25 protein-coding genes are annotated in these 24132 nt (G+C 66.3%); 13 read left to right on the top strand and 12 right to left on the bottom strand.

Annotation, left to right across the window (positions count from 1 at the left end; genetic code table 11):
- Positions 1 to 45 precede the first annotated feature (45 nt).
- The 3 genes from ABD53_RS05465 (at position 46) to ABD53_RS05475 (ending at position 3247) form a co-directional block, all read left to right on the top strand.
- Complete coding sequence (locus ABD53_RS05465; protein WP_152670609.1) at positions 46 to 1137, top strand: glucose-6-phosphate dehydrogenase assembly protein OpcA; 1092 nt, start codon at positions 46 to 48, stop codon at positions 1135 to 1137.
- Complete coding sequence (pgl, locus tag ABD53_RS05470) at positions 1134 to 1859, top strand: 6-phosphogluconolactonase (RefSeq protein ID WP_047864763.1); 726 nt, start codon at positions 1134 to 1136, stop codon at positions 1857 to 1859. Before ABD53_RS05465 ends, pgl begins: the two co-directional genes overlap by 4 nt.
- Positions 1860 to 1981: 122 nt before the next feature.
- Complete coding sequence (locus tag ABD53_RS05475; protein ID WP_047864764.1) at positions 1982 to 3247, top strand: TerB family tellurite resistance protein; 1266 nt, start codon at positions 1982 to 1984, stop codon at positions 3245 to 3247.
- Positions 3248 to 3479: 232 nt separating this feature from the next.
- Here the strand turns inward: ABD53_RS05475 and ABD53_RS05480 are convergent, their stop codons facing one another.
- Complete coding sequence (locus tag ABD53_RS05480) at positions 3480 to 4532, bottom strand: NAD-dependent epimerase/dehydratase family protein (protein ID WP_047864765.1); 1053 nt, start codon at positions 4530 to 4532, stop codon at positions 3480 to 3482.
- A gap of 415 nt (positions 4533 to 4947) precedes the next feature.
- Between ABD53_RS05480 and ABD53_RS05485 the strand changes: the two genes are divergently transcribed.
- Positions 4948 to 5628, top strand: coding sequence for a hypothetical protein (locus tag ABD53_RS05485; RefSeq protein WP_047864766.1), 681 nt, complete (start codon positions 4948 to 4950; stop codon positions 5626 to 5628).
- Between the two features lie 41 nt (positions 5629 to 5669).
- Entirely contained in the window at positions 5670 to 6488 is an 819-nt protein-coding gene (locus tag ABD53_RS05490) for a heparan-alpha-glucosaminide N-acetyltransferase (protein WP_053057724.1), read from the top strand.
- A 23-nt stretch (positions 6489 to 6511) separates the two neighbouring features.
- Here ABD53_RS05490 and dapE read toward each other — a convergent pair whose 3' ends face one another.
- The 3 genes from dapE to ABD53_RS05505 all read right to left on the bottom strand — a co-directional run bounded on the left by dapE (position 6512) and on the right by ABD53_RS05505 (position 9490).
- Positions 6512 to 7630: a succinyl-diaminopimelate desuccinylase gene (dapE, locus tag ABD53_RS05495; protein WP_053057725.1), complete on the bottom strand. Its 1119-nt coding sequence runs from the start codon at positions 7628 to 7630 to the stop codon at positions 6512 to 6514.
- A gap of 1 nt (position 7631) precedes the next feature.
- Positions 7632 to 8459 carry a 2,3,4,5-tetrahydropyridine-2,6-dicarboxylate N-succinyltransferase gene (locus tag ABD53_RS05500; protein WP_047864767.1) on the bottom strand — a complete coding sequence of 276 codons (828 nt, stop codon included), beginning with the start codon at positions 8457 to 8459 and terminating at the stop codon, positions 7632 to 7634.
- Between the two features lie 344 nt (positions 8460 to 8803).
- The gene (locus ABD53_RS05505) at positions 8804 to 9490 is read right to left on the bottom strand and encodes a Crp/Fnr family transcriptional regulator (protein WP_047864768.1); all 687 of its coding nucleotides are present in this window, start codon (positions 9488 to 9490) and stop codon (positions 8804 to 8806) included.
- Between the two features lie 438 nt (positions 9491 to 9928).
- Here ABD53_RS05505 and ABD53_RS05510 point away from each other — a divergent pair, with 438 nt between their 5' ends.
- Positions 9929 to 10228 carry a hypothetical protein gene (locus ABD53_RS05510; RefSeq protein WP_047864769.1) on the top strand — a complete coding sequence of 100 codons (300 nt, stop codon included), beginning with the start codon at positions 9929 to 9931 and terminating at the stop codon, positions 10226 to 10228.
- Between the two features lie 40 nt (positions 10229 to 10268).
- Here ABD53_RS05510 and ABD53_RS05515 read toward each other — a convergent pair whose 3' ends face one another.
- From ABD53_RS05515 to dapC, 5 genes are all read right to left on the bottom strand, one after another.
- Positions 10269 to 10691: a hypothetical protein gene (locus tag ABD53_RS05515; RefSeq protein ID WP_047864770.1), complete on the bottom strand. Its 423-nt coding sequence runs from the start codon at positions 10689 to 10691 to the stop codon at positions 10269 to 10271.
- A 135-nt stretch (positions 10692 to 10826) separates the two neighbouring features.
- Positions 10827 to 11228 carry a hypothetical protein gene (locus tag ABD53_RS05520; protein ID WP_047864771.1) on the bottom strand — a complete coding sequence of 134 codons (402 nt, stop codon included), beginning with the start codon at positions 11226 to 11228 and terminating at the stop codon, positions 10827 to 10829.
- Between the two features lie 36 nt (positions 11229 to 11264).
- Positions 11265 to 11507 (bottom strand): hypothetical protein, encoded by a 243-nt coding sequence (locus ABD53_RS05525; protein ID WP_047864772.1) that lies wholly within the window; start codon positions 11505 to 11507, stop codon positions 11265 to 11267.
- 62 nt (positions 11508 to 11569) lie between these two features.
- Positions 11570 to 11821 carry a helix-turn-helix domain-containing protein gene (locus tag ABD53_RS05530; protein ID WP_047864773.1) on the bottom strand — a complete coding sequence of 84 codons (252 nt, stop codon included), beginning with the start codon at positions 11819 to 11821 and terminating at the stop codon, positions 11570 to 11572.
- A gap of 254 nt (positions 11822 to 12075) precedes the next feature.
- Positions 12076 to 13272, bottom strand: coding sequence for a succinyldiaminopimelate transaminase (dapC, locus tag ABD53_RS05535; RefSeq protein ID WP_047864774.1), 1197 nt, complete (start codon positions 13270 to 13272; stop codon positions 12076 to 12078).
- Between the two features lie 199 nt (positions 13273 to 13471).
- Between dapC and lysA the strand changes: the two genes are divergently transcribed.
- The 3 genes from lysA (at position 13472) to ABD53_RS05550 (ending at position 17247) form a co-directional block, all read left to right on the top strand.
- Positions 13472 to 14722 (top strand): diaminopimelate decarboxylase, encoded by a 1251-nt coding sequence (gene lysA, locus ABD53_RS05540; protein WP_047864775.1) that lies wholly within the window; start codon positions 13472 to 13474, stop codon positions 14720 to 14722.
- A gap of 86 nt (positions 14723 to 14808) precedes the next feature.
- A complete protein-coding gene (locus ABD53_RS05545; RefSeq protein WP_047864776.1) occupies positions 14809 to 15591 on the top strand; it encodes an ABC transporter ATP-binding protein in 783 nt (260 codons plus the stop codon).
- 21 nt (positions 15592 to 15612) lie between these two features.
- Positions 15613 to 17247, top strand: a complete 1635-nt coding sequence (locus ABD53_RS05550; protein ID WP_084709342.1) for a putative ABC transporter permease subunit — start codon at positions 15613 to 15615, stop codon at positions 17245 to 17247.
- Positions 17248 to 17267: 20 nt separating this feature from the next.
- Here ABD53_RS05550 and ABD53_RS15755 read toward each other — a convergent pair whose 3' ends face one another.
- A complete protein-coding gene (locus ABD53_RS15755; protein WP_053057726.1) occupies positions 17268 to 17738 on the bottom strand; it encodes a hypothetical protein in 471 nt (156 codons plus the stop codon).
- 83 nt (positions 17739 to 17821) lie between these two features.
- Entirely contained in the window at positions 17822 to 18379 is a 558-nt protein-coding gene (locus tag ABD53_RS05560) for a TQO small subunit DoxD (RefSeq protein ID WP_047864779.1), read from the bottom strand.
- A gap of 270 nt (positions 18380 to 18649) precedes the next feature.
- Between ABD53_RS05560 and ABD53_RS05565 the strand changes: the two genes are divergently transcribed.
- The 3 genes from ABD53_RS05565 (at position 18650) to ABD53_RS05575 (ending at position 21852) form a co-directional block, all read left to right on the top strand.
- On the top strand, positions 18650 to 19123 hold the full coding sequence (locus ABD53_RS05565; RefSeq protein WP_047864780.1) for a QcrA and Rieske domain-containing protein: 474 nt from the start codon (positions 18650 to 18652) through the stop codon (positions 19121 to 19123).
- Between the two features lie 87 nt (positions 19124 to 19210).
- Entirely contained in the window at positions 19211 to 19891 is a 681-nt protein-coding gene (locus ABD53_RS05570) for a hypothetical protein (RefSeq protein WP_047864781.1), read from the top strand.
- A 182-nt stretch (positions 19892 to 20073) separates the two neighbouring features.
- Positions 20074 to 21852, top strand: coding sequence for a peptidoglycan D,D-transpeptidase FtsI family protein (locus ABD53_RS05575; RefSeq protein ID WP_053057727.1), 1779 nt, complete (start codon positions 20074 to 20076; stop codon positions 21850 to 21852).
- 46 nt (positions 21853 to 21898) lie between these two features.
- Here the strand turns inward: ABD53_RS05575 and ABD53_RS05580 are convergent, their stop codons facing one another.
- The gene (locus ABD53_RS05580) at positions 21899 to 22561 is read right to left on the bottom strand and encodes a hypothetical protein (protein WP_047864782.1); all 663 of its coding nucleotides are present in this window, start codon (positions 22559 to 22561) and stop codon (positions 21899 to 21901) included.
- Positions 22562 to 22765: 204 nt separating this feature from the next.
- Between ABD53_RS05580 and ABD53_RS05585 the strand changes: the two genes are divergently transcribed.
- Positions 22766 to 24058, top strand: coding sequence for an ATP-binding protein (locus ABD53_RS05585; protein WP_047864783.1), 1293 nt, complete (start codon positions 22766 to 22768; stop codon positions 24056 to 24058).
- Positions 24059 to 24132 lie beyond the last annotated feature (74 nt).

A 24132-nucleotide genomic window follows, 5' to 3' on the forward strand; every position in this document is an offset into this window, starting at 1 on the left:
TGTACGTGACGTATAAGTGATGTGCGTGATGCGTAGGAGAAGTCAGTGAGTGAGACGCGGCAACATCCGGGCGGCGGTGCGATGTCTGTCGAGGAGATCGAGCACGAGCTCGGCTCCCTGCGGGCCGACGAGGAGGGCCAGCCGGGGCTCAGGGCGAGCGTCCTGAACCTGGTTGTGGTCACCGACGACGACAACGCCGACAGGGTCACCGACGAGGTCGCGCGCCTCGCGGGCCGCTACCCGTCTAGGGCGATACTCCTGATCTCGGACCCCGACGAGCCGGAGCCCGAGACGGGGCCCGCGCTGGACGTGGGCCTGTCCGTGTTCTGCGAGGCCCGCGGCGGGCAGGAGAGCCGAGTCTGCGCCGAGCAGATCACGGTCCACGCCGGCGGCGCTACCGCGGGCCACCTCGAGAGCATCGCCGGACCCCTGTTGATCCCGGACCTCCCGGTCTTTCTGTTTTATCCGCACGGCTTCGACCCGGCCTCGCCGGAGCTCGCGGGCATGTCCCGGCTCGCCGACCGGGTTATCGTGGACTCTGCCGCCTCCGAGCAACCGGGAGAGTGCATCCGGGCGGTCGCCGGGATGCTGCGGGAGGAAGAGTCCCCGGCGTTCGGGGATCTGCAGTGGGTCGCCCTCTCGCCGTGGCGCTCACTGCTGGCGAATCTGTTCGAGCCCCCGGAGCGCGCCGGGATGCTGCAGGAGGTGGAGCGCGTCGAGCTCAAACACGCCCCCGACGGCACGTGCCGGGCGCTCTTGCTGATCGGCTGGCTCGCCGACTCTCTGGGCTGGACCATCCGGCAGGCTACGGAGAGTAGCGACGGGCGTGAGATCCACTTCGTCAGGCCAGACGGGGAGGAGGTGCTCGTGTCCGTCTCCGAGAGCTCCGAGCCCGAGGAGTACCTGCGTCGCATCCGGCTCTACGCCGGGGACTACAGTTTCCAGGTATCCCGCCACCGGGAGCAGACCGACGCCCGGACCACCGTAATGCACGGGGACGAGCTCGTCGGGGAGCGTACGGTACACCTCGGCGCGCTCGACCTCAGCGTGCTCGTCGGCGAGGAGCTCCGCTACCGAGGCCGCGACACCGCCTACGAGGGCGCGCTACGCAAGGCCGAGGAGGTTCTAGAACAGTGACCGGATACAGAGCCAGCATCCACGACGGCCCACGGGAGCTCGCCCGAGAGGCCGCCCGCCGCTTTGTGGAGACCGCCGAGGCCGCCGTTGCCGAAAAGGGGTTCTTCACCGTGGCCCTCGCCGGAGGCTCCACCCCGGAAGCCACCTACCACGAGCTCGCCCGCGACTACGCCGACCGTCCGCTCTGGGGTAGCACCCACGTCTTCTTCGGCGACGAGCGCACCGTGCCGCCCGAGGACGAGGACTCCAACTACCGCATGGCCCGCGAGACTCTGCTCGACTACGTCCAGACCGCGGGGGTCTACAGGATGAAGGGCGAGCTCACCCCCGAGATGGCCGCAGCCGAGTACGAACGCGACCTGCAGGGCTTCTTCGGCGGGGACACGCCGGTCTTCGACCTCATACTGCTCGGCGTCGGCCCCGACGGCCACACCGCGAGCCTCTTCCCCGGCACCCCGGCCCTCGACGTGCGTGACCGGCTGGCCGCCGCCAACCCCGTGGAGAAGCTCGACACCGACCGCCTCACCCTGACCGTCCCGGTGCTGAACGCCGCCCGCGCCGTGTGGTTCCTGGTGGCCGGGGAGGACAAGGCCGAGGCGGTGGCCGAGGTACTGGAAGGCGACGCCGACCCGCACGAGTATCCATCAAAGCTCGTCCGGCCCGACGACGGCGGCCCCGTGTGGATGCTGGACCGGGAGGCCGCCTCCGGCCTGACCGGCTAGAACTCTATAAGACAGATACTCACTGCGCATGGCGGTGATCCGCATTTAGTAGCATGAGTGTCTATTAGAAAACACAGAAGAGCAAGCCACCGTCGGTTCTAGCGACTACAGGGGAAGGGATTATGCCGGAACAGGAATCCCACACTTCGAGAGAAGAGACGATCAAGTCTCAGGTCTCTGAGGGAATCGAAGAGGCAAAGCAATTTGCGAAGTCGCTTAACTTAGAGGAGGCCAAGAATGGAGAGTGGTTCCTCGAGTTACTACGAAAAGTCGTATACTCCTACGACCGTAACGCTAGGGCCGAGTATTTTCAGCAGAAGTATCCGGGGCTATCTCCAGATGAGATCGCGGACATACTGACATCCGTAACGACCCGGTACGCTACCGTCGCTGGAGGGCTGGCCGGGGCAGCGGCGACCGCGAGCCAGATAGCTACCCTGGGCTCCTGGGGTATGACGGCTTCTCTGTTTGTGGGCACTATCGGTGCTGAAATGATATATCTCGCAAGGATTCAGATGCGGCTGGTGCTCGACCTCTCCGTCGTCTACGATCTCCAGCTCGACCCGGAAGACCCCGAGGATGTCCTGATGGTCTTCGGCTACGCTCTCGGCGTCGCACCGACGGACTTGGTTGGCAGAGGGGCCCGGAAGGCTGCTGGACACGGAACCGAATGGTTGATCAAGAAGTACATTAGCAAGGGCGTACTGGAAGCGATACAGCGTTTCGCTAAAAAGCTGGGCCTAAAGATACTGCAACGCACCATCATCAAGTACACGGTCCCCGTGGCTTCGGCTGCCGTGGGCAGCACTTACAATTACATAACTACCAAATCTATGGGCGAGATCGCCAAAGCCCACTTCAGAAACAGACACCAGTTCACCGAGGAGTTACAGGGTCTGGTGTCACGCCGGAACACGTATGACCTCGTATTTCCGGCTGCCACGATGTACATGGCACACCTCGACGGCGAGCTTTCACCGAAGGAACGAGAGCTCTATAAGGCTATGCTTTCACGTATGTCGTTTACCGAGCACACGCAGGTTGAGTTTAAGAGGTTCGTGGATGACGAGGCGAATCTCATCGAAGCGGCCGCCGGTATAGATGATATTGAGCTACGGCGCAGTCTGATGGATGTGCTCATATTAATGGCGGTCTGTGATGGCGAGCTGGACGAGAAAGAGCGCAGGTTTTTGGTGAACATCGCCGGGCGGTTGGAGGTGTCTCTAAATCTGGAGGAGGTCGAGAAGATGAGCCGAGACTACCGGGAGACTGTCGAGCGAGGTGTGGTCGAGAAAACGGCGAGCAGCGTAAAAGACACGGCTACGATGGCTAGCGGCAAAGTCAAAGGGTTTGGAAAGGTTCTCAAAAGAACGGATGCAGAAGTCTAATAATGTAGCGTTTGGGGGAGGTTGAACTCCAGGCTGTCCAGCCTGTGTCAGCTATCTTTACAGTTGCTTACTGAAAGCCATTCACTGGAAAGTTTCAAACGTGAAACCTTCTCCCCCAAATTTTTCTGACGGAGAGCTTGATTGCTCTTACGTAAACACGCCGCCAAGCCTTGGGTAGGCGCTTTGGCGGTTTTATTATCCGTTTATCCATACTCCTTTATTATAGCGTTTATTAGAAAACCTTCTTTAGCAGCCCGATCGCACCCTGCTTCCAGGGTACGCGGTGGGAGACGCCGGACTCCTTCTCGAAGCGGGGCAGGTTGTCTATGTACCAGCGGTAGTTTCTTAGCAGGGCGTCCTTGTTTGAGTGCTTTGGGTTGTAGCCGAGCTGCTTCTCGGCCTTCTCGATGGAGACGAAGGAGTCCTTGGAGGCCGTCTCGTACACCCACTTGTACAGGGGAGAGACGCCGAGCGCGTCCAGGAAGCGCAGGCCCAGGATGGCGGGCAGCGCCGGGAAGCCGACGACCTTCTTGCCGTGTCCGGCGGCGTCGAGGACGACCTGGTAGTCGTCCTTCATCGTGGAGAACACGCGGGCCCCGATGTTGAAGGTGTCGTCTACCTGCTCCTCTGGCAGCGAGAGGGTGAGGGCGATGGCGTCGCAGAGGTCCTCGACGTCCATTAGCTGGTACAGGTTGTCTCCCGAACCGATCATGGGGAAGTTGTGGCCGGTGTGGGCCCAATCGTACAGCAGGGCGAAGACGCCGAGACGCTCGGGGCCGACGAAGGACTTTGGCCGGATTATGGGGACGGTGAGGCCGCGGGCGCGGTACTCCAAGCAGATCATCTCTGCCTGTATCTTCGCCTGCCCGTACGGCCCGACGCCCTCCAGCTTGTCGGTCTCGTACAGCGGATGATGGTCGGGGATGCCGTACACGGCGGTGGAGGAGACGTGGACGGCTCGCTCCACGCCGTTACGCTCGGCGGCGTCCATGATGGTCCGGGTGCCCTCGACGTCGGTGGTGTAGATGTCCTCGGCCGAGTACAGCGGCAGGGCGGCGGCGGTGTGGACGACGAAGTCGGCGTCGGCCATCGCACGGTCCACGGCGGCGCGGTCGCGGATGTCGCCGGTAAAGGTCTCGACCCGGTCGCGTTCGGGGTAGTCGAAGTCCTCAAGGTCCAGCGAGGCCGTGCGGTAGCCCCTTTCGAGGAGGTGCCGGATCAGGTTTATCCCCAAGAATCCCGCTCCGCCCGTGACGAGTACCTTCTTGCCTTGCTCGTGCTGCATTACGTAACTCCTTGTCGGTCCATATAATGGGGCCTGCCTGACCCGTAAGAGGCCTCCCGGCGCTTTTTCGGGAGGCGGGAGCCTGGACAACCTTCCGCCTCACCATGACCGCCATGAAAGCCGGGCGCAAACGCGCGGCATTTTAGCACGAGACCCGGCGCGAGACCCCTGAAACCGCCGACGGAGCCCCGTCGTATCGGAGGATGCCACCCTTTACCCGCGTTCTGGAGCGTTCCGGGGCCGTTCGTAGAGCTTTTATGGAGCTTTCGAGAATTTTGGGTGGGAGACCGGCTGGTTGCGGGATGACGGAGCATGACGGAGCCTTCTAGGACGATGCGGTATATGATGTACGGGAGCGCTGAACACCTCTAGCTCCCCCAAGAGCTCGCGGGAGCCGGAGAGGAGGTAGAAAGCCTTGAGCAAGAACATCTTGAGCAAGAAGGCCCTGGACATCAGGGCCCCGATATTGCTCGCCGTGGTGTGCGCCGCCGCTCTCGGGTTGGCCGGGTGTGGCCAGACGGGGTCCGGGGGCTCCGCCGAAAGCTCCCGGGAGGCAGGCTCGGCTGGCCCCACACAGGACACGATCTCCCGGGAAACCACGGCCCGGGAGGCCCCGGGGTCGGCTGCTGGCGGGGAGACGAGCGCCGGACGTCAGACGAAGGGTAACGCCGGGAACGGCGGCCCGGGAATGGAGAGTGTGGAGCTTGATCTCGTCGGGGAGCCGGGGCTGGAGTTCTCCGGGCGCTGCACCGTGGACGGCGAGGAGCGCAAGCTAGAGGGCAAGACACCGGCTACCTACACCTATTCCCCCGAGCGGCGGCTGGAGTGTGAGATCTCCAGCCCGGGCGGCGGCCAGCTACGCGTCGGCTTCTCTGACGGGACGGGGGCGAGCTCCACCCAGCAGGTCGGCCCCGGGCCGTCCTCCATGAGGCTGGTCTACGACGGTAACGGCCTGTCTCTCACCACTAGCTCCCGATCCTCGCAGACGAGCGGGCCCGGGGCAAGCTCTTCCCAGAGCTCGTCGCAAAGCTCGTCACAAAGCTCGTCGCAGAGCTTTTCACGGGGCTCTCCCGGCGAGAACTCGGGCTCCGAGTAGCGGCCACGGGGGACTGGATCCGGCCCGGAGAGAGGCGGCAAGTGGGGGCGGCCGCGGTCAGTTATAGGGTAGAGGAGGCCAGAAGCCGGAACGAGAGCGCCGGGAGGCTGCTGTGGATAGACGCTCTCCGGGGAGTGGCGATCCTCATGGTCGCCCTCTACCATCTGATCTTCGACCTCGACACCTTCGGCGGCTACGCGGTAGATTCGCTCTCCGGCTTCTGGGGAGGCTTCGCCGACGTTTCGGCGGGGATGTTCATCTTCCTCGTCGGGGTATCCCTGACCCTGAGCTTCGCAAGAGCCGGTGGGTATGGCAGGTTTGACGGCTCTGACGGCCGCGGGCTCTTCACCAAATATCTGCGCCGGGGGGCCAGGATCTTCGGCTACGGGATGCTGATCACGGCCGTATTCTGGGTGTTCGGGCTCGGGGCAGTGATTATCGGGATACTGCAACTGATCGGTCTCTCCATAGTCCTCGCCTACCCGTTCCTGCGCCTCGGATGGGCGAACGTGGCGCTCGGGCTCCCCTTGGTGGCCGCCGGCGTCGCTCTCGGCGCGGCGGACCCGAGCTTCGGCGGGGCGTTGCCGCTACAGGTGGGGCTCGCCCCGCTCGGGATCGTCCCGGAGGACCTGCTAATGCCCGACTACCGGCCACTCTTGCCGTGGTTCGGGGTCGTCCTGTCCGGGGTGGCGTCGGGCAATTTGCTGCGGGGTCGGTTGCCGGAGGTGAGAGTCCCCAAAAGCGTCTCCCGGGCTGCGGCCCCGCTCGCGTTCCTAGGTCGTCATACGCTGCTCATATACCTGGTACATCAGCCCGTAATGATCGCGCTGCTGGTGGTGACCGGCGTTATAGATCTATAGCTCCGGGGAGCTTCTAGCTACCTTTAAACACCCGTCGCGCCGGAGCCCAGGAAACGCTCCAGATGCTCGTGGCACCTGGAGAGCAGGCGCAGCTCGGTGTACTCCGCTTCCTGGTGGGCCTGGGCCGGGATGCCGGGCCCGAAGTTCGTCGCCGGGACGCCCCGCTCGGCGAACCGCGCGACGTCGGTCCACGCCTGCTTGGGCCGGACCTCCAGCGCAGGGGCGTCTTTCGTAGGCTGTATGAGCCGCTGGACGAGCGGCGCGTCCAGGGCGACGGGGCTGCTCGGGGCGAGGTCCAGGATCTCATAACCCGCATCATGGCCTTCCAGCAGCGTCTCGAAGGTCTCCCGGACGTGATCCTCGCCCCTGCCGGGGGCGAAGCGGTGGTTGACGTTGACCCAGAACTCGTCTGGGACCACGTTGGTGGCCGTGCCGCCCCGGGCCAGGGTGGCGGTCAGGACCTCGTAGAAGGTGAGGCCGCCGGTCTCCGGGGTCTCGACCTCCTCGGTGCGGCGCGCGTGCAGCTCCGCCAGGAGCCCGCCGGCCATCGTGAGCGCGTTCCGGCCGAGCCAGGGCCGGGCGGAGTGGGCCGGGCTGCCCCGGAACGTGACGCCGACCTGCGCCGTCCCGATACACCCGACCTCCAGGGCCCCCTCCGTCGGCTCCAGGAGCAGCGCGAGCCCCGCCTCCAGCACGCGCGGCATCCGGGAGAAGACCGTCTCCAGGCCGTTCTCCGGGAAAGGTCCCTCCTCCCGCTCGTAGAACACGAAGACGGGCTCAAGATCACTCTCCGCCCACGGAAAACGCTCCAGCAGCGAGAGCATCACCGCGTCCCCGGCCTTCATGTCCGTGGCCCCCCGGCCGTAGACGCGCCCGCTCTCCACCCGGACCGGCAGCCCGTTCGCGGGCTCGGGAACCGTGTCCAGGTGCCCGGCCAGGACGATCCTCTCTCGCGAAGGGTCCGGCTCGGAGCGGGTCACGACCAGGTTGTTGGCGGCGCGCTCTACGTCCCAGCCCGGAAGCTCTCCGATGCGAGACCGGAGGTCGTCGCAGAGGGCGGCCTCCTCGCCGGTTACGCTCGGGCGCCGCAGAAGCCAGAGCAGGTCGTCCCGCAGCGTCTGTTGTGTTGCGCCCGTCTCCACGCTAACCGGAGCTCACGCCGAACTCGCGCAGCGCCTCGTTCAGCGAAGTCTTGCGGTCGGTGGACTCCTTGCGCTCCCCGACTATCAGGGCGGTCTGGAGGCTGTAGGTACCGGCCGGGAACTCGCGGGAGCGGGTGCCGGAGACGACCACCGAGCGGGCCGGGACGTAGCCCCGGTAGACGACCTCCTCGGGTCCGGTGACGTCTATGATCTGGGTGGACGACGTGAGCACCACGTTCGCCCCGACGACGGCCTCCTCCTCTACCCGCACGCCCTCGACGACGACCGCCCTCGAACCGATAAACGCCCCATCCTCGACGACGACCGGCGTCGCGCCCGGCGGCTCCAGCACGCCCCCGATGCCCACACCGCCGGCGAGGTGGACGTTGCGTCCGATCTGGGCTCCCGAGCCGACCGTGGCCCAGGTGTCAACCATCGTGCCCGAGCCGACGTAGGCCCCGATGTTCACGTAGCCCGGCATCACGACGGCGCCGGCCTCGACGTGCGATCCGTAGCGCACGGTGCCCGGCGGCACGACCCGGACCCCGGCCTTGTCGAGATCCTTCTTGGTCGGGATCTTGTCGTGATACTCGAACTCCCCGGCGGTCATCTTGCGCATCCCGGCGACGCCGAAGTAGAGCGAGATCGCCTTCATCACCCAGGCATTGGCCTCCCAGGTATCCGACGTCTCACCCTTCTTCTCCGCAACCCGCAACTCGCCCCTATCCAGGGCGTCCACGACCTCGAGCACGGTCTGCCGGTACTCGTCCCGCTCTACGAGATCCCGGTTCTCGAAGGCCTCCTCTATCTTTCCCGCCCTGTGATCCAATCCGCTCCTCTCCAGTACCTCCAGTACGCGCCCCGGGAACCCGAAAAGTACCCCCGAGCACCCGTGAGCCGCCGCCCATCCAGTCTAACTAGTCTAACAAGGGGGCGATGATACAACCTCGCACGCTACCTCAACGGGCGCCGGGCGGCCTCCGGCTCTCTCGCCGGGCCGGAAACCGTACAGTGCGTACAGTGTTTTCGTAGTGACCTCGTAGCGACCTTGCGAGGATAGGTGGGTAGATAGAGAGCCCGGACCCGGGATAAGATGTACAGGCCACCGCACACCAGAGGATGCTCGGCGGAGGACCGGTAGAGTCGAGGCCGGGGCTGCCTTGAATCTAGTATCTAGTATCTTCCCGCGTAAACCTTGAGGATGCCCAGGTCCGCGACGTGGATGCGGCGTTCCGAGAGCCATATGGCCCCTTCCTCCCTTAGCTCCCCCAGGGCCCGGGTCAAGGCGGGCCGCTCACAGCCAACCATCGTCGCCAGGATCTGGTGCGTGTAATGGGTGGGTATCATGGAATCCCCGTCTTTGGGCACTCCCTCGTCCTCCACCATGCGCACCAGGAGACACGCCAGGCGGGCGGGGATCTCCAGGAGGCCGATCTCCTCCAGCCTGTCCTCGTGGACGTTCAGGCGCCAGGCCAGAAGCTCCATTACCTTCACACCCACCTGCGGCCTGTCGGTGACTAGCGCCCTCAGGGTCTTGCGGCCCAGAATCGCCACCCGCGCGCTCTCCAGAGCCTGGGCATAAGACCCCTGCCTCAACCCCGCAAGAGCCGCTTCCCCGAAGAGCTGTCCGGGCTGGACCACGGAGATGGTGACTTCCCGGGCCTCTCTCAAGCGGTATATCCTCATCCGCCCCTCGAGGAGCACAAAGCAACTTTCGCCCCGATGCCAGGGTGAGTAGAAGAGCTGGCCCTTGGCGAGTCCCATATCGGGTACCCTGCGCCCTAGATCCCGAAGATCCTCCTCCGAAAGCGGCACGAAGATCTCCGATTTGGATAGGAGGGTGTGATCCTCTGGCGGCATATACGCCTCCGATCCCCTCCAGAGATCTTATCTGTTTACAATGCCGCGTACCGCCGACCCCACCCCCCGGGGCCACAAACCCGTTAACGGAATACCGACGACTCAATGACTATCGTATCTTACGATACAGGAAGGCCCATGACCACGGTATAGCTCTCAACTAGTATCTGGTGGCTGGAGCAGAAAAAGAGGGCACTCCAGAGGCTCGAAGCCCCGGGTTTCTTTTCTCCCGCCGGGCTTCTGCTCCCTAACTGCCAGACCCGGGAGACTGGGGCCACGGTCCCGAGAGTGGGCTGCGAGTAGCGGCGAGGGATATCGCGAGCCGCGGGCTCAGAGGGGAAGGTCCGACATGGCCAGAGATCGGCCAATGTGACGGTACCTGGAAGAGGTCTGGAAAGACTCGAAGAGAGGGGCTGAGAGCTGGGACCGGTAAAGTATGTGAACCTGCCACCGGTGGTCGCGGAGTTCGGCCCGTACCGGCTCGCGCTCCGCTGCCGTGACGGCGAGACCAGCGAAGGCCTGTTCGAGGCACGCGTCATGCACGATGGTGAGGAGCGCTGGTCGCTGCTTGTCTGGGGCGTTCCGACCCCGGAGGAGGTAGAGACACTGCTGGAGAGCCACGGCCTCGCGCCGGATGGCTCCCCCTCCAGTGCGGCCGCCGACCCCGGAGGGCTCCGGGACAGGCTCCTACCGCCTGTGGTGTACGCGGAAGACTCGCTTAATAGAGGCACCCGGTAAGGTTCCCCGGGTAGACTTCCGAGAGAAGGACCGAAAAATCCTATCCCGAAGCGCCAGCGCGTATCCGCCGGGGATGGCTCTGGTAGACCTCCTCGCGGACCCGGTCCATGCGCGCCGCAAGCCAGGCTGCCCGGTCAGATTCGGCCTCCAGCCTCGCCGGCACGTCTCCGGCGGTAAGCTCGTCCACGTGTTTGTAGCGGGCCTCTTCGCCCTGTCCGAGCTCCACCAGGCCTTCCTGAGCCCGGCGTTGTTCCTCCTCGACCATCCGCCCCAGCTCCTCGCCGGACTCCTCGGGTAGCACCACGATCAGCAGACGCGCGAGCTGACCGTTCCGGCGGGCCTCGATCTCGCGGCGCTGTTTCTCGATGAACTGCTCCCAGCCACTATCTCTGGGCTTCGGCCCCTGCGGCGATCCGATTCTTGTATTGAGTTTCTCCCTATTCTCTATTTCCTCTCTATTCAACGCGCAGGTCCTCCTCCGGTCACGGCGCCCGGTGATGGTCCCGGGTGCTCCTGCAGGCTTCTGGAACTGCAACTGACTTCATGGTGGAGTCTGACCGCCCCGGCGACTCATGGCCTCGTCTTCGGCGCGGGCGGACTACGCCCGGCCCCTGCCGAGCACGAGGTCCACGAACTCCCCTGTGCAAATGCTGGCGAGCTCCGGCCCGTACCGGAGCCCGGAGCCGGATGGCGGGTTGAAGACCACCCGGTCTACATCCGAGAGGCCGTCGAGCAGCAAGGAGACCAGCCTGGCCCGGGCCAGCCAGAGCGCCCCTGGAGCGCCGGGCAGATTCCGCGAAACATCTACTGGATCCTCCCGCAGGAAGCCCAGCGCCGCTTCCTCGCTACCGAATATGGGGAGCGTTTTGCCCCATTCCCACAGGTCCACGGTTAGCAGGCCGTCCCGCGGGCCGTCGGGGAGATCACCACTGCATATCACCCAGCAGGAGCCCTGCGAGCCCAGGCTCTCTATAGACGGCCTATCGCCCTGTTCCGCCATCGAGGGTTCACCTTCCCCGGCCGCCGGAGCCTCCGATCAGCTCCTCCGGCGGCGCGGCCTGTAGGCGCTGTAGGCGTAGTGGGCCCGCGCCGCGCCCGGGGACACCGGCGCGATCCGGCCAGCCTCGCCGGATCGGATCGACTCCAGAGCCTCCAGGCTGTCGGCGCCCACCGGCCCGAGTAGCCCGCAGCACAGGCAGTGGGCCCGCCATCCTCCGCCTTCGACCGCGTTCACGACCACCGGAGAGGTGTGGCTGCATATCGTGTGCTGAGATACCAATCGTTATCTCCTCGCGAGTCTTCCGGGGTGAGTAGTTTCGTCAAAACGCCGAAAAAGGGCACTCAGGCCGAGCCCTCCCGGCCATTCCAGACCAGTGGATCCGGACTCCACTCGATTACGGTGTGGGTCGGAAGCCCCAGGGCCCCCGCGATCCCCCTGAGAGTCGTCAGGGGCGGTACATAGCCCTGCTCCTCTAGCATCGTCAGGCTGTAGGCGTCTACCCCGCTCTCGAGCGCCAGCTCCGCGACGGTCAGGTTCGCCTCTTCCCTGGCCTTCCTCAGCTTCTCCGTGTCTACGCCGTATGCGTGGTCCATGCTACTCCTCCGTACTGAGCCGTAGCCGATCCGTTCATCGCGGACTCTTGCGGAGGCTGGAGCTCGACGAGAACTCCACTCCGCTCCCATGTGTCCGGCACCCTGGAAAATAGTAATCTAGTTCACTGAAATCTGTATCGTGCGATACCAAAGCCCCATTCTCCGAGAATGCCCGGGGCCCATGGAGTCGTACTGGAGGGGTAGCCCCGAGCCTGCGGAATCCTTGCAGGCGGCGTCGAGTGGCGCCGGGTTCGCTAGACGGTGCTCCAGCGTCCGATAGCCCGCCGGCAGTCCTCGACTCCGGGTACGAGCGCGACCCGCACGTAGCCTCCGCCGCCCGCTCCGAAGGCGCTGCCCGGCGCGACCACGATACCCTCCTCGAGGAGCCGCAGGGCGTAGGCCTCGTCGTCTGCGGTATACCGGTCCGGCACCTCGACCCAGAGGTAGAAGCTCGACTCGGTGGGCAGGAACCCGATCCCGGCGCTCGTGAAGAACTCCTTGAATAGCGCCCGCTTCTCGCCGAAGATGCGCCGGCGCTCCTCTGCGTGGGCGTCGTCGGACCAGGCCTCTCGTGCCGCCGCCTGCACGAACGGGGGGGTCGCCGCCCCGACGGCGGGCCGCAGCTTCTTCATCGCGGAGACGAGCTCGGCGTCCCCGGCCATCATCGCCGTGCGGTAGCCGGTCATGCCGCTGCGCTTGGAGAGGGAGCAGAAGGCGAGCGTCCTCTCCCGGGTAAACTCAAGTATGGAGGGCGGCGGCTCGCCGGAGTAGACGTCGTTGTAGCACTCGTCGCTGAACAGCAGGATGTCGTGGTTGCCACAGAACTCCGCCACCTCTCCGAGATACTCGCGGGTCGCCGGCGCGCCGGTGGGGTTGTGGGGGTAGTTGATCCACAGTACCCGCGTCTTCTCGGGGTCTATCTTCTCTACCGGCAGGAGAAAGCCGTCCTCGCCGCGCAGCTGTACCGGGAGCGGCTCGCCGCCGGAGTAGCGCGCGCCGCGCTCGTACACCGGGTAGCCGGGGGTGCCGTAGGCGACGCCGCGCCGGGCGTGAGAGTGGTGTAAGAAGGCGAAGTGGGCGTGGAAGATCGCCTCCTTCGAGCCGTTGGCCGGTAGCGCCTCGGTCTCCGGGTCGAGCAGGACGCCGTGCCGGCGCTCCATCCAGCCCGCGAACGCCTCGCGCAGCTCCCGGCTCCCGGCCACGCTCGGGTAGCGGCTCACCTGGGGCACGGCCTCTATGAGCGCCCGGCGGATGTTCTCGCCGGTCGGCTCCCTCGGGTCCCCGGTGCCGAAGTCGTAGAGCGTCGCCCCGTGCCCCTCCAGCTCTTGGCGGCGCTCGTCCAGCTTTAGCAGGGGGTACGAGCCGCCCTCCTCCAGCACGGGGTTCAGGACGAGCGGCCGACGCTCCCGCACCTCGTTCTGGCTGGTTTTTACCTCGACTTTCTCGGACATGCGGCGTCTCCGGGTGGCAATTATCTGGACACTGTCTCAGACACCTGGTGGGCCTGACTTTTCGCCCCGCCGGGGAGTATAGTCCATATAGAGCAAGGGTAGAGCAAGGACCGAGGCCGAGGCCGTAACCGGGAAGTTCGGAACAGTTTACAGCAGTTCAGAGGTTCAGAGGTTCAGAGCAGTACGGAGGAGGATTGTCTTGGAGGAGTTTGGTTACAGGGGCGGGGAGCTCTACTGTGAGGGGGTTGCGCTATCGGAGATAGCCCGCGGCGTCGGGACCCCCGCATACGTGTACAGCCGCGCCGCGCTCGAAGGGGCTTACCGGGAGCTTGATGAGGCTTTTTCGGGCCTGGATCATCTGGTGTGTTTCGCGGTAAAGGCGAATGGCAATCTGGCCGTGTTGCGGACCCTGGCCTCGCTCGGGGCCGGGGCGGACATCGTCTCCGGCGGCGAGCTGTACCGGGCGGTGCGCGCCGGGTTCGATCCGAAAAAGATAGTCTTCGCCGGGGTCGGCAAGACCGGCGAGGAGCTTACGAGCGGGCTCGGGGAGCGGATACTCACGTTCAACGTGGAGTCCGCCGCCGAGCTCGAGCAGCTGAACGAGACCGCCGCGCGTTACGGCAAGAAGGCCCGCGTCTCGCTGCGCGTCAATCCCGATGTGGATGCCGAGAGCCACCCGGCGATCTCCACCGGAAACGAGGACAGCAAGTTCGGCGTCCCGCTCGCGGAGGCCGCCGCGCTCGCGGACCACGCCGCCGGGCTGCGCTGCGTCGAGCTCGTCGGCGTCCACCAGCACATCGGCAGCCAGATGACCAGGCTGGATCCCCTGGTCAACTCCTTGAAGAAGACGACGGACCTCGTGGCCGAGCTGAAGAGCCGGGGGCACGAGATCCGGTACTTCAACATGGGCGGCGGGCTCGGGATCCGCTATAACGACGAGAACGTCCCGGGTCCCCGCGAGCTGGTGGAGGCCGCCCGGCCCTACCTGGAATCCACCGGCGCGACCATCATCTGCGAGATGGGCCGCTACATGGCGGGCAACGCCGGGGCCATGCTCACGAGCGTCGTCTACCGCAAGCGCAGCGGCCACAAGAGCTTCCTCGTCGCCGACGCCGGAATGAACGACCTCCTGCGCCCGAGTCTCTACGACGCGTACCACGAGATCCGGGCCCTCAAGGAGGACACACCCCCGACCACCGCCGACCTCGTGGGCCCGGTCTGCGAGAGCGGCGACTTCCTGGCCCAGGGCCGCGAGCTGCCCGACGCCGCCGAAGGCGACGCCCTGGCCGTGATGAGCGCCGGGGCCTACGGCTTCGCCATGTCCTCGAACTACAACTCCCGCCCGCGCCCGGCGGAGGTGATGGTGAGCGGCGACCGCTGGGCCGTCGTCCGGGAGCGCGAGCACAACGCGGACCTCGTAAAAGGCGAGCTGGTCCCGGCGTTCTTGTAGACTCCGTCACGGCCTGACCGGCGGCGTGGTGTACGGTCTGACGGTGGGAGCGGCAGGCTACTCCGGGAGGAGTTGATGAAGGGCTGATGGGCGAGGAGGTCGTGGCTCGCGCCGAGGGGCTCGTGAAGAGCTTTGGCTCCAAGGAGGTCGTTCGCGGCGTGGACCTGGAGGTGGCGCGCGGGTCTCTGTACGGCTTTCTGGGGCCTAACGGCGCGGGCAAGACGACCACGATAAGGATGCTCGCCGGGCTCGTGCGTCCGAGCGGCGGCCGGGCCGAAGTGGCGGGTATAGACGTGGTCCGCGACCCGCTGGAGGCAAAGCGCAGGATCGGGCTGGTCCCCGACGAGCCCCGGCTGTTCGAGAAGCTCACCGCCCGGGAGTTCATGAGGTTCGTCGGACAGGTGTTTCGGATGGAGGCGAAGGAGATCGAGCGCCGCTCCGGGGACCTCCTCCAGATGTTCGGCCTCGCGGAGTCCGCCGATGAGCTTCTGGGGGGCTACTCGCACGGCATGAAGCAGAAGTGCGCCCTGGCCTCGGCGCTTTTGCACGAGCCCGAGGTGCTTTTCCTGGACGAGCCGACGGTCGGGCTGGATCCGGCGAGCGCCCGCCTCATAAAGGACGTGCTGCGGCGGACGGTCGAGCGCGGCGGCACCGTGTTCATGGCGACCCACATACTGGAGATCGCCGAGACTCTGTGTGACGGGCTGTGCATAGTGCAGGACGGCCGCGTCCTGGCGACGGGTACGGTCCCGGAGCTGCGTGAGACGGCGGGCGCCTCCGGGGGCAGCTCCCTAGAGGAGGTCTTCCTGGGGCTCACCGGGAGCGGCGGGAGCCGGGGGCTCGCGGGTTACCCGCGGGACGAGCGGTAGCGGGTAGAGGGTGGGCGTGACGTGGGTGTGACGCGGCTGCTGCTCCGGCTGCGGCTGAAGACGGCCGTCAGGACGATCACGCGCGCCCGGCCCCAGCAGGCCTGGCAGTACGCTTTCGCCGGGGTGTCGGGGACCGGGATCTTCATCTTCGTCTTCGCCGTCTCGCGGGGGATCTTCGGCGCGCTCGCCGGGATCGAGGGTGGGGGAGAGCTCGCCGGGAGGGCGCTCGCCGGGGTGTACACGTTGCTCGCGGCCGCCCTGATCTTCATCGGTCTGGCGACCGCGCTGTACACGCTGTACCTCTCCAACGACCTCGACCTCTTCGCCTCTCTCCCGCTCGCGGAGCGCACGACGCTCGCCTACAAGTACTGGGAGACGCTGTTCGGGAACTTGTGGGTCTTTCTGGTCGCGGCGCTGCCGGTACTGCTCGCCTACGGCCCGGCGACCGGGGCATCCGCCTTCTACTATCCGGTGCTCGCAATCGTATCGTTGCTGGTGGTGATGATTCCCACGGGGGTCTGCGTGCTGCTCGTGATGCCGCTGATGCGGCTCATCCCCGCCGGCAGGGCGAAGGAGCTCGTGGCCGCGCTGGGCGCGATCCTGGTCGCCCTCGGGTACGTCGGCTGGATACGGCTCTCCGGGAGCGGGCCGAACATCGGGGTCGGGGCCGGCCTCGAGGAGAGCCTGCGCGCCCTGGCTGAATCCCCGGTGCTCGCCGTCCCGCCCGGTAGCTGGGCGGCGCAGGCTCTCACCGGCGCGGCGGCGCACGAGTGGGGGCGGTTGCTCGCCGGGATCGCGCCACTGGCGGCGTTGGCCGTGGCAGCGTATCTCTCGTGTCTGTGGCTGGCCGGATGGGCCTACGCCACGGGCCGCGCCCGCGCGGCGGAGACCGGGGGGAAGGTGCGGAGCGTGCGCTGGCTGCCGCGCCTCTTCTCGTTCTTGCCGCCGGACGTCGGCGCGGTCGTGGTAAAAGATCTCGCCTCGCTCCCCCGCGACCTGCGGCGGCTCTCTGGAGCCGGTGTGCCCGTGATCATGGGCTTCGCCTTCGCCCTCTTCAACCCCGGCTCGGGGGCCGTGCCGCCCGGTCTGGAGAGCCTCGCACCCTACCTGATAATCGGGGGATTCGCCGGGCTCTCGGCGATCTGGGGCACCGCGCAGGCCGTCGGGGGTGAAGGGCGGGCATACGCGGTCCTCGCCGCCCTCCCGCTTGGAGAGGGACGTATCCTGGCGGCGAAGTGGATCTCCACTCTCTCATTGTCGGCGGCGCTGGCGCTTCTCGGTTGCCTGGTGGTCTCTTTCGTCTCCGGCTTTAGCCTGCCGGGTTTTGCCGGGGGCCTGGCCGTGGGGATCATTGTCGGGGCGGTGATGGCGCTGTACGCCGTCGGATTCGTGGCCCTCTTTCCCCGTTTTGACTGGGAGAATCCGAACCAGGCGCTCACCCTGGCCGGGGGTCTGGCCGTGGGGCTGTGCCTCCTCGTCCTGATGGTGCTCGCCGGGGTCGCCGCCGGGGTTACCGTGCTACTGGACGGTGCGATGCCGTTCTGGGCCGCCGCCGGAGCCGGAGCGGGGCTCTGGCTCCTGATCTCGGCGGGAGCCGGTTACGCCGTGGTCTCTGCGGGCTTCGCCAGCCTGAGCCGGATGGACTGGGACCTGTAGAGCCCGGGGGAGTGGCTTCTCTAGCCATCCCCGGTGTTTCGCGGTTCCCTGATCTCCGTGGTCCCAGTAGTCCCCGTGGAGCTCGTATCCTCGGAGTCGGGGCTTCCCTCGTCCCCGAGAAGCTCCAGGAGCCTGTCGAGGAGGCCCTTTTCACCCGGACCGTCCTCTGCGCCGTCCGCATCTCCGCCCCCCGAGCCCCGATGGAACATCACGAACAGGCCCGGCAGGCCGAGCGCCACGACGTCCATGAACGGCACGTCGAAGACGAGCCCGAGCACGATGGCGGCGACCTCCGCCACCGCCAGGACCCCGTAGAGCGCCTTCTTGCCCGAGCCGGACACGAGATCCCGCAGCCTCGTAACCGCCCCGCGCCGGTTCAGACGCTCGAACCTGCGATAGACCTCTTCCGGTCCCTCGGCCTCTGGAGCGGTGCGTGAATCTGCACGTGAATCCCGCGGGTCCGGTGCTCCAGAGCTACTCCTGCGAACCAAGGCGTCACCTCCGGGGTGCGGATCTCTCGGCCCCATTATCCCATCTACGTCACACCGGCGTACGCCGGCGTAGAGCTATAAGTCTATCTGGTGGAGCGGGTACCCTCCGAACGTCCCCTAGTTCCTCTCGCGCCGGTTTGCGGGCGGCCATGACTCCGGCGGCGGTTGATCAGCAACGGCGCGAGGCGTGGCCTGCGGCGGGCGATCCCGGCGTCGAGCGAGGAGTCTTTCGCGGAGGGGCTCAGGAGCACGGCGGCCGAGATCAGGGCCACGAACAGATTTATCGTGAGGATCTCCGGTGCGGTGAGGCCGGATCCCAGCTCCGGACCGCCCTGGGCCAGAAATAGCGCCGCGCTGTACGCCACGCTCACCAGCGCCGCCGGGTTCACCAGAAGCCCGGAGACGAAGGCGAGCCCCAGAAAAAGCTCCCCGAACCTGACTAGCTGGGCGACGGCCTCCGCGTGCGGCAGAATACTCTGCCGCACGAAAGACCCGAGAAAGGGCGGCGCCCCTTCCACGAAACCGCCCGACAGCAGAACCTGCTCGAACTGCAGGGGGAAGGCGGGGTTCAGTATCTTCTCGAGCGCGCCATTGAGCCACACCGCGCCGACCAGTATCCGTATCCACGCCATGCCGCTCATAGTCCGGGCCCCCGGTAGGCGTCCGCTTCCCGGGACGCACGATACAGCATACGCCCGCCGCCGGATATCCCGAGCAGCCCGGAGTACGCCACCTCGGACGCCCACTACCCTGCGGAGACCGCTACAGAGCCGGAGTGGGAGCCGTTGATCGTCGGCCGTCCTGGGGGCGGTTCGCCGGATGTCCGGGTTTATTGCAGGCAACCGTGTCGCGGCCCGTTACGTATTACACCTTGTGGATTCTTAGACAGTTCTTGGACAGAAGGGAATGCTTTGACCGAAGAGAGCATATCGCGTGGCAGGTTCATGAGGCTCGGCGGCGCGCTCGGCGTCGGCGTGGCCAGTGCCTCGCTGCTCGCCTCCTGTGGCGGAGAGAGCGGTAACTCCAGTGGCGGCGGCTCCGGCGGTGGATCCAGCTCCGGCAGCGGCGGGTCTGGCGGAGGAGGGGCCGGGGCCATAGCCCAGGTCTCGGACGTGCAGGCCGGCAGCGCGGTCCAGTTCCAGAACGACGGCGACCCCGCCGTGCTCGTGCACCTGCAGAACGGGGATTTCGCCGCCTACTCGGCGGTCTGTACCCACCAGGGCTGTACCGTGGCCTACGCGCCGGAGGAGGGCACGCTCGACTGCCCCTGTCACGGCTCCATATTCGACCCGGCAAATGGCGGAGAGGCCGTAAAGGGCCCCGCCCAGCAGCCGCTGTCCGACATACCGGTCAACGTGCGGGATGGTCAGGTGGTGCGGGCGTAGCCGCGAGGCGCAAGGCGTAAGCGGCGTCCTGGACTTCGCGAGATTCGTGAGATAGCCGAAGCCCGGATGCTCAAGTAAAATAGCGGGATGGATTCCGGGTTCTCAAGCTCCGAGGGCGGCTCGAACGCGCAGCGGGCCGACGAAAGTGCCGGCGAAAGGATCGGCGTCGGCGCGGCGGCGGCCATACTCCGCTGCCCGGCCGACGTGGTCCGGCGGTACATCTCCGAAGGCCGGCTAGAGGCCGACACCTCCGGCGGTGAGAGCGCCTCGGACTTCCTGAGCCTCGAAGAAGTGGAGGGGCTCGCCCGGGAGCTCGGGGTGGCGGTCGAGGATGAGGTGTTCGAAGGCGAGGTGATGGGCGAGGAAGGCGCGGGTTCCTCGCGGCTGCCGGCCGTGCCGTTCGAGCGTTACGAGCGCCTCCTGCAACAGGGCCAGGACTACAAGACCCGCCTCGAGGAACGCTCGCGCCAGACGGAGGAGATCCGTCAGGAGCGGGACGCCGCCCGCGTGGAGATGGACCGGCTGTGGACCGAGATAGAGCGCCTGAACCTCGTGGATTACCAGCGAGAGTTACAGGAGAAGACCATCTCCACCCTCGAAGAGGAGAAGGCAAAGGCAGAGGAAGACCGGGACCGGCTCAGAGGAGAGCGGGAGAAGCTGATCGAGGAGAAGTCCGAGATCGCCGAGGAGCGCACCCGTCTGGAGGCGGAGCTGAAGGTCATAAAGAGTCGTGGTGGGTTCTTCTCCCGGCTCTTCGGCGGCGACTAACGGTGACTAACGGCCATTAAGGCTAACGCCGGAGGCGGCTTACTCGGACCCCGGCAACCATTCACCCCCGTCCTGCGTAACGGGCTATAACGGGCTAGCATCGGGGCGTTTGGAAGCTAGAACAGAGGCAAGTGAAACAGAGAGACGAAGAGAGACGAAGAGAGACGGAGTAGTCCAGGCCTTTGAACGTTCAACTCAGGCGGGTTTTCTACCTCATAGCGGCGGGGTTCGTGGCGCTCGTGCTTACCCTGGCCTACTGGCAGGTCTATGCCCGCGAGGAGGTCTCGAACAACCCCAAGAACTCGCTGCAGGCCGCGCGCAACCTGGAGTCCCCTCGCGGGCTGATACTCGCCCGCGACGGCGAGACCGTGCTCGCGGACAGCGTGCGGCGGGATAGCGAGGAAGGGTACTCCTACGACAGAGAGTATCCCGAGGGCGCGGCCTTCTCGAACATCATCGGCTACTCCAGCGTCATCTACGGCCAGGCCGGCGTCGAGGCGCGGCTCAACAGCGAGCTTACGGGCTCCGGCGACCCGCAGACCCTGGACGAGCTGATAAACCAGTCCACCGGCGGCCCCCGGGCCGGAAACAACGTCGAGCTGACAATAGACTCCGAGCTGCAGCAGCTCGCCTACGATGAGCTCTCCAAGACCGACAGTGGGCGCGGTTCGCTGGTCGCCTTCGAGCCGGACACGGGAGACGTGCTGGCTCTCGTAACCTATCCCTCCTACGACCCGGCGGTGGTGGATCAGGAGAACGGCTTCGCCGAGCTCCAGCAGGATGAGGACCTCCCGCTCATCAACCGGGCGACCCAGGCGCTGTATCCGCCCGGCTCGACCTTCAAGACCATCACCGCTTCGGCCGGGCTCAAGTCCGGCCTCACCCCGAAATCCGAGTTCTTCGACTCCGGCGAGTACCCGCTGCCCGGCTTCACCATAAGAAACTACAAGGGCGAGCAGTTCGGCGAGGTGACCCTGAGAGAGGCCCTGGTCGAGTCCATAAACGTGATCTTCTCCAAGATAGCCGTGGACGAGGTCGGTCCCCAGGACCTCGCCGCCATGGCCCGGGCTTTCGGCTTCGGCGACAATTATGACGACTTCCTCCTGCCGGTCGTCGCGAGCACGCTGGGCTCGGACCCCTCCACGTGGGTGCCGGGGAACACGGCCCCCATATCCTTCGGTCAGGAGAAGGTCGGCGCTAACGTGTTCGAGATGGCGATGGTCGCCGCGACTATCGCCAACGACGGGGACATGATGGAGCCCCGGCTGGTAAAGGAGGTCCGCTCCTCGGACGGCGTCATCCTGGACAGCCCCGCCCCAAAGGTGCGACGGTCGGACGTTATCTCGGAGGAGCACGCCGGGGAGATGAGCTCCATGATGCAGTCGGTCGTGGACGATCCTCCGCTCGGGAAGGCCCAGATCTCCGGTGTAGAGGTCGCCGGTAAGACCGGTACCGCGGAGGCCCCGCCCGGCGACCCGCACTCATGGTGGATCTCCTTCGCCCCCACCGACGAGCCCGAGATCGCGGTCGCCGCGATGGTCGAGAACGGCGGCGAGCTTGACGTGGACGGCAACGCCGACATCCCGGCCGTCGAGATAGGCACCACGATAACCAGCGCCTACCTCGATGCCGAGGCACAGGACGCCGGACAGAGCCAGGACAACCAGCAGGAGCAACAGGAGCAACAGGAGCAACAGAATCAGCAGGGTCAGCAGAACGGGCAGCAGTCGCAAGACCAGCCTCAACTCCAGCCGCCTCAGAACCAGCCGGGTGTACAGCCGCAGCGGCCGCAACAGGGGCGGCAGCCACAAAATCCCCAGAACCCGCAGAATCCACAGAGCCAGCAGAACCAGCCGCTGCCCAACCAGGTGCCGCAGGATCAGCTACCGCAGCAGAGTCTCCCGAACGGTCAGGAGTTCCGGGACCGGTTGGATCAGTTCGATCAGTTCAACCAGCGGTAGGCTATTCTCCGGGGCTTCCGAGGACCTCTAGAGGGTCGGGTCGGTCTCAGGTGAGGGCCAGCACCGCCAGAGCCACGGCCGCCAGGAGCACGGCGCACAGCAGACAGACGAGGTAGAGGAGACGCCGGGCGGCCTGTTCCCTGGGGCGGTAGATGTGATAACCCCCGGGAGCCTGGGAGAACGAGCCCGGTTTACGCCCCGTATGTCCCGGGGTGCGGGGCGAGCTCGGGGCCTGCTGGCGGCGGGGCCGGCTCTGTCTCTGGTCCGGACTGGGCTCCGGCCTCTCCCAGTGTCTTTGCTGTCGCGTCTGGTGGTACTCCATGAGCGGGGGGTAGGAGAGCCCCTCGGAGGTAAGGCCGGCCTGGGTGCCGCGCAGGAACCGGAGGTCCGAGGAGGTCTCCCTGGAGGCGTCCGCCGAAGGCGAGCGGAGCCCCCGCGAGACCCATATGCAGCTCACGAGGTTCCGCTCCTGCAACTCCTCGACGACCTCCCACACCCGCCACGCCGGCAGCCTGGAGACCTCCCGCAGAGAATCTAGGCTCGCGTAGCCTTCGTGGTGGCTGATCTCATCTCTCTTTTCGGCCCTTCGCGTGTACAGAAGATGCATGAGCAGGAGATGATCCCCATGGTCCCCGCGCACGGCCTCGTCCGGGCCCTCGGCCTCTGCCGGCTGATAATGGTTACCGTGATCCGCTGTGTACTCTTCCAAACCGCTATCCTACGATTCTTCCCTGGGGGCCACGGGCCCCGCGCCGGACACCGTCTATACGCCGCCAAACAGCACCGGGAGCCCTGTGACCGGACTCTCCTGAGCAATAGTATCAGAGCCACGAGTGGATCGCCGGTCGTGCTGGCGAGGCAGTCCGGGGGGTGCTAATCTCGCCGGGATTTGGTTTCAGGACCGACACACCGGATGCTGCTCGGGGCCCGAGGTCTGGCCCTGCTCCGGGACGTTGTGGGCTCCGGCCCGGCCCGCGAGATGCTCTGCCTGCTAGAGACTCTCTCCTCCGGCGAGGGGGAGGCCGGCGACGTTGCCCGCCGGGTCGGTAGGCTCTGGTCCGGGCTTGCCCGGGAGTGGGGCGTGGACGGGCCTACGCCGGACGCGTGGCGCTCGTACCTGATCCTGCGCGTACTGGACGACGAGAACCCCTGGAGCCTGGCCGCCGAACGGGGCGAGGAGATCAGCCCGGCGATACGGGGGCAGGCGGCGCGCGAGCTGGGCGTGCTGCAAGGGTTGTACGAGATCGGCTGCGCCGGGCTGCTGGCGATGGTCTCCCAGGTAGTTCCGGAGCTGGACGGCCTGTGGACGCCGCTCGGGGACGAGCCTACGGGAGGCTCCTCGCCGCGGCAGGAGACCGCCCGCTGGCTCGCGGAAGCCGGGGACTGGGGCGGCTGCGTCGCCGGGCTGGAGGCGTACTTCTCCGGCCACGGGGCCGGGGATCTCGGGCGATTCCGGGCGTTTCGCTGGCAGGACGGCGGCTTGGAGCCCGTGCGCGAGCCAGATCCCGTCAGCCTCTCCGAGCTCGGCGGCCACGAGGAGGAGCGCGGGCCGCTACTACGCAACACCGAGCGTTTCCTGGAGGGGCTACCGGCGAGTCATGTCCTGGTCTACGGGCAGCCGGGCACCGGGAAATCGTCGAACGTGAAGGCCGTGCTCGGCGCGTACGCCGACCGGGGGCTGCGCGCCGTGGAGGTAGCCCGCGAGGATCTCCCGGAGCTTCCCGCCGTGCTGGACGCGCTGCGCGGGCGCGGGGGTAGGTTCGTCGTGTTCGTGGACGATCTATCCTTCGAGGCCGAGGAGACCGGTTACAAGGCGCTAAAGGCGCTGCTGGAGGGCAGCCTACAGGCCCCGCCGGCGAACGTGCTGCTCTACGCCACCTCGAACCGGCGGAACCTGATCCGGGAGAGCTTTACCGAGCGTGACGAGGACGTACACGCCCAGGACACCGCCCGCGAGAAGCTCTCACTGGCGGCCCGCTTCGGCCTGCGCGTCACCTTTCTCGCCCCCGACCAGAAAAAGTACCTGCGGATGGTCGAGAACCTGGCGGATGTACGCGGCCTGAACCTGCCGAAAGAGGAGCTATACGAGAGGGCGCTAGCCTGGGAGCGCAGGATCTCGGCCCGCTCCGGGCGCACCGCGCGTCAGTTCGTGGACGAGCTACAGGCCAATCTAGCAGCGGACACATCCGGTGATGGAGATCCGTAGCATCCCCTCCAGCCCTGAGAGCCGGCGGGTGAGAAAGAAGCGCGCTTTCTCTTGTAGGTCGTGTAGTGTTGGAC

Source organism: Rubrobacter aplysinae (genome assembly GCF_001029505.1).
GTDB classification, from domain to species: Bacteria; Actinomycetota; Rubrobacteria; order Rubrobacterales; family Rubrobacteraceae; genus Rubrobacter_A; species Rubrobacter_A aplysinae.

What these genes read in the sequence shown, in the direction of transcription:
- ABD53_RS05530 (WP_047864773.1), bottom strand. Translation starts at nt 11,821, where the DNA reads ATGGACCACGCATACGGCGTAGACACGGAGAAGCTGAGGAAGGCCAGG.
- ABD53_RS05505 (WP_047864768.1), bottom strand. Translation starts at nt 9,490, where the DNA reads ATGCCGCCAGAGGATCACACCCTCCTATCCAAATCGGAGATCTTCGTG.
- ABD53_RS05585 (WP_047864783.1), top strand. Translation starts at nt 22,766, where the DNA reads ATGCTGCTCGGGGCCCGAGGTCTGGCCCTGCTCCGGGACGTTGTGGGC.
- ABD53_RS05520 (WP_047864771.1), bottom strand. Translation starts at nt 11,228, where the DNA reads ATGGCGGAACAGGGCGATAGGCCGTCTATAGAGAGCCTGGGCTCGCAG.
- ABD53_RS05480 (WP_047864765.1), bottom strand. Translation starts at nt 4,532, where the DNA reads ATGCAGCACGAGCAAGGCAAGAAGGTACTCGTCACGGGCGGAGCGGGA.
- ABD53_RS05570 (WP_047864781.1), top strand. Translation starts at nt 19,211, where the DNA reads ATGGATTCCGGGTTCTCAAGCTCCGAGGGCGGCTCGAACGCGCAGCGG.
- ABD53_RS05560 (WP_047864779.1), bottom strand. Translation starts at nt 18,379, where the DNA reads ATGAGCGGCATGGCGTGGATACGGATACTGGTCGGCGCGGTGTGGCTC.
- ABD53_RS05545 (WP_047864776.1), top strand. Translation starts at nt 14,809, where the DNA reads ATGGGCGAGGAGGTCGTGGCTCGCGCCGAGGGGCTCGTGAAGAGCTTT.
- dapC (WP_047864774.1), bottom strand. Translation starts at nt 13,272, where the DNA reads ATGTCCGAGAAAGTCGAGGTAAAAACCAGCCAGAACGAGGTGCGGGAG.
- ABD53_RS05475 (WP_047864764.1), top strand. Translation starts at nt 1,982, where the DNA reads ATGCCGGAACAGGAATCCCACACTTCGAGAGAAGAGACGATCAAGTCT.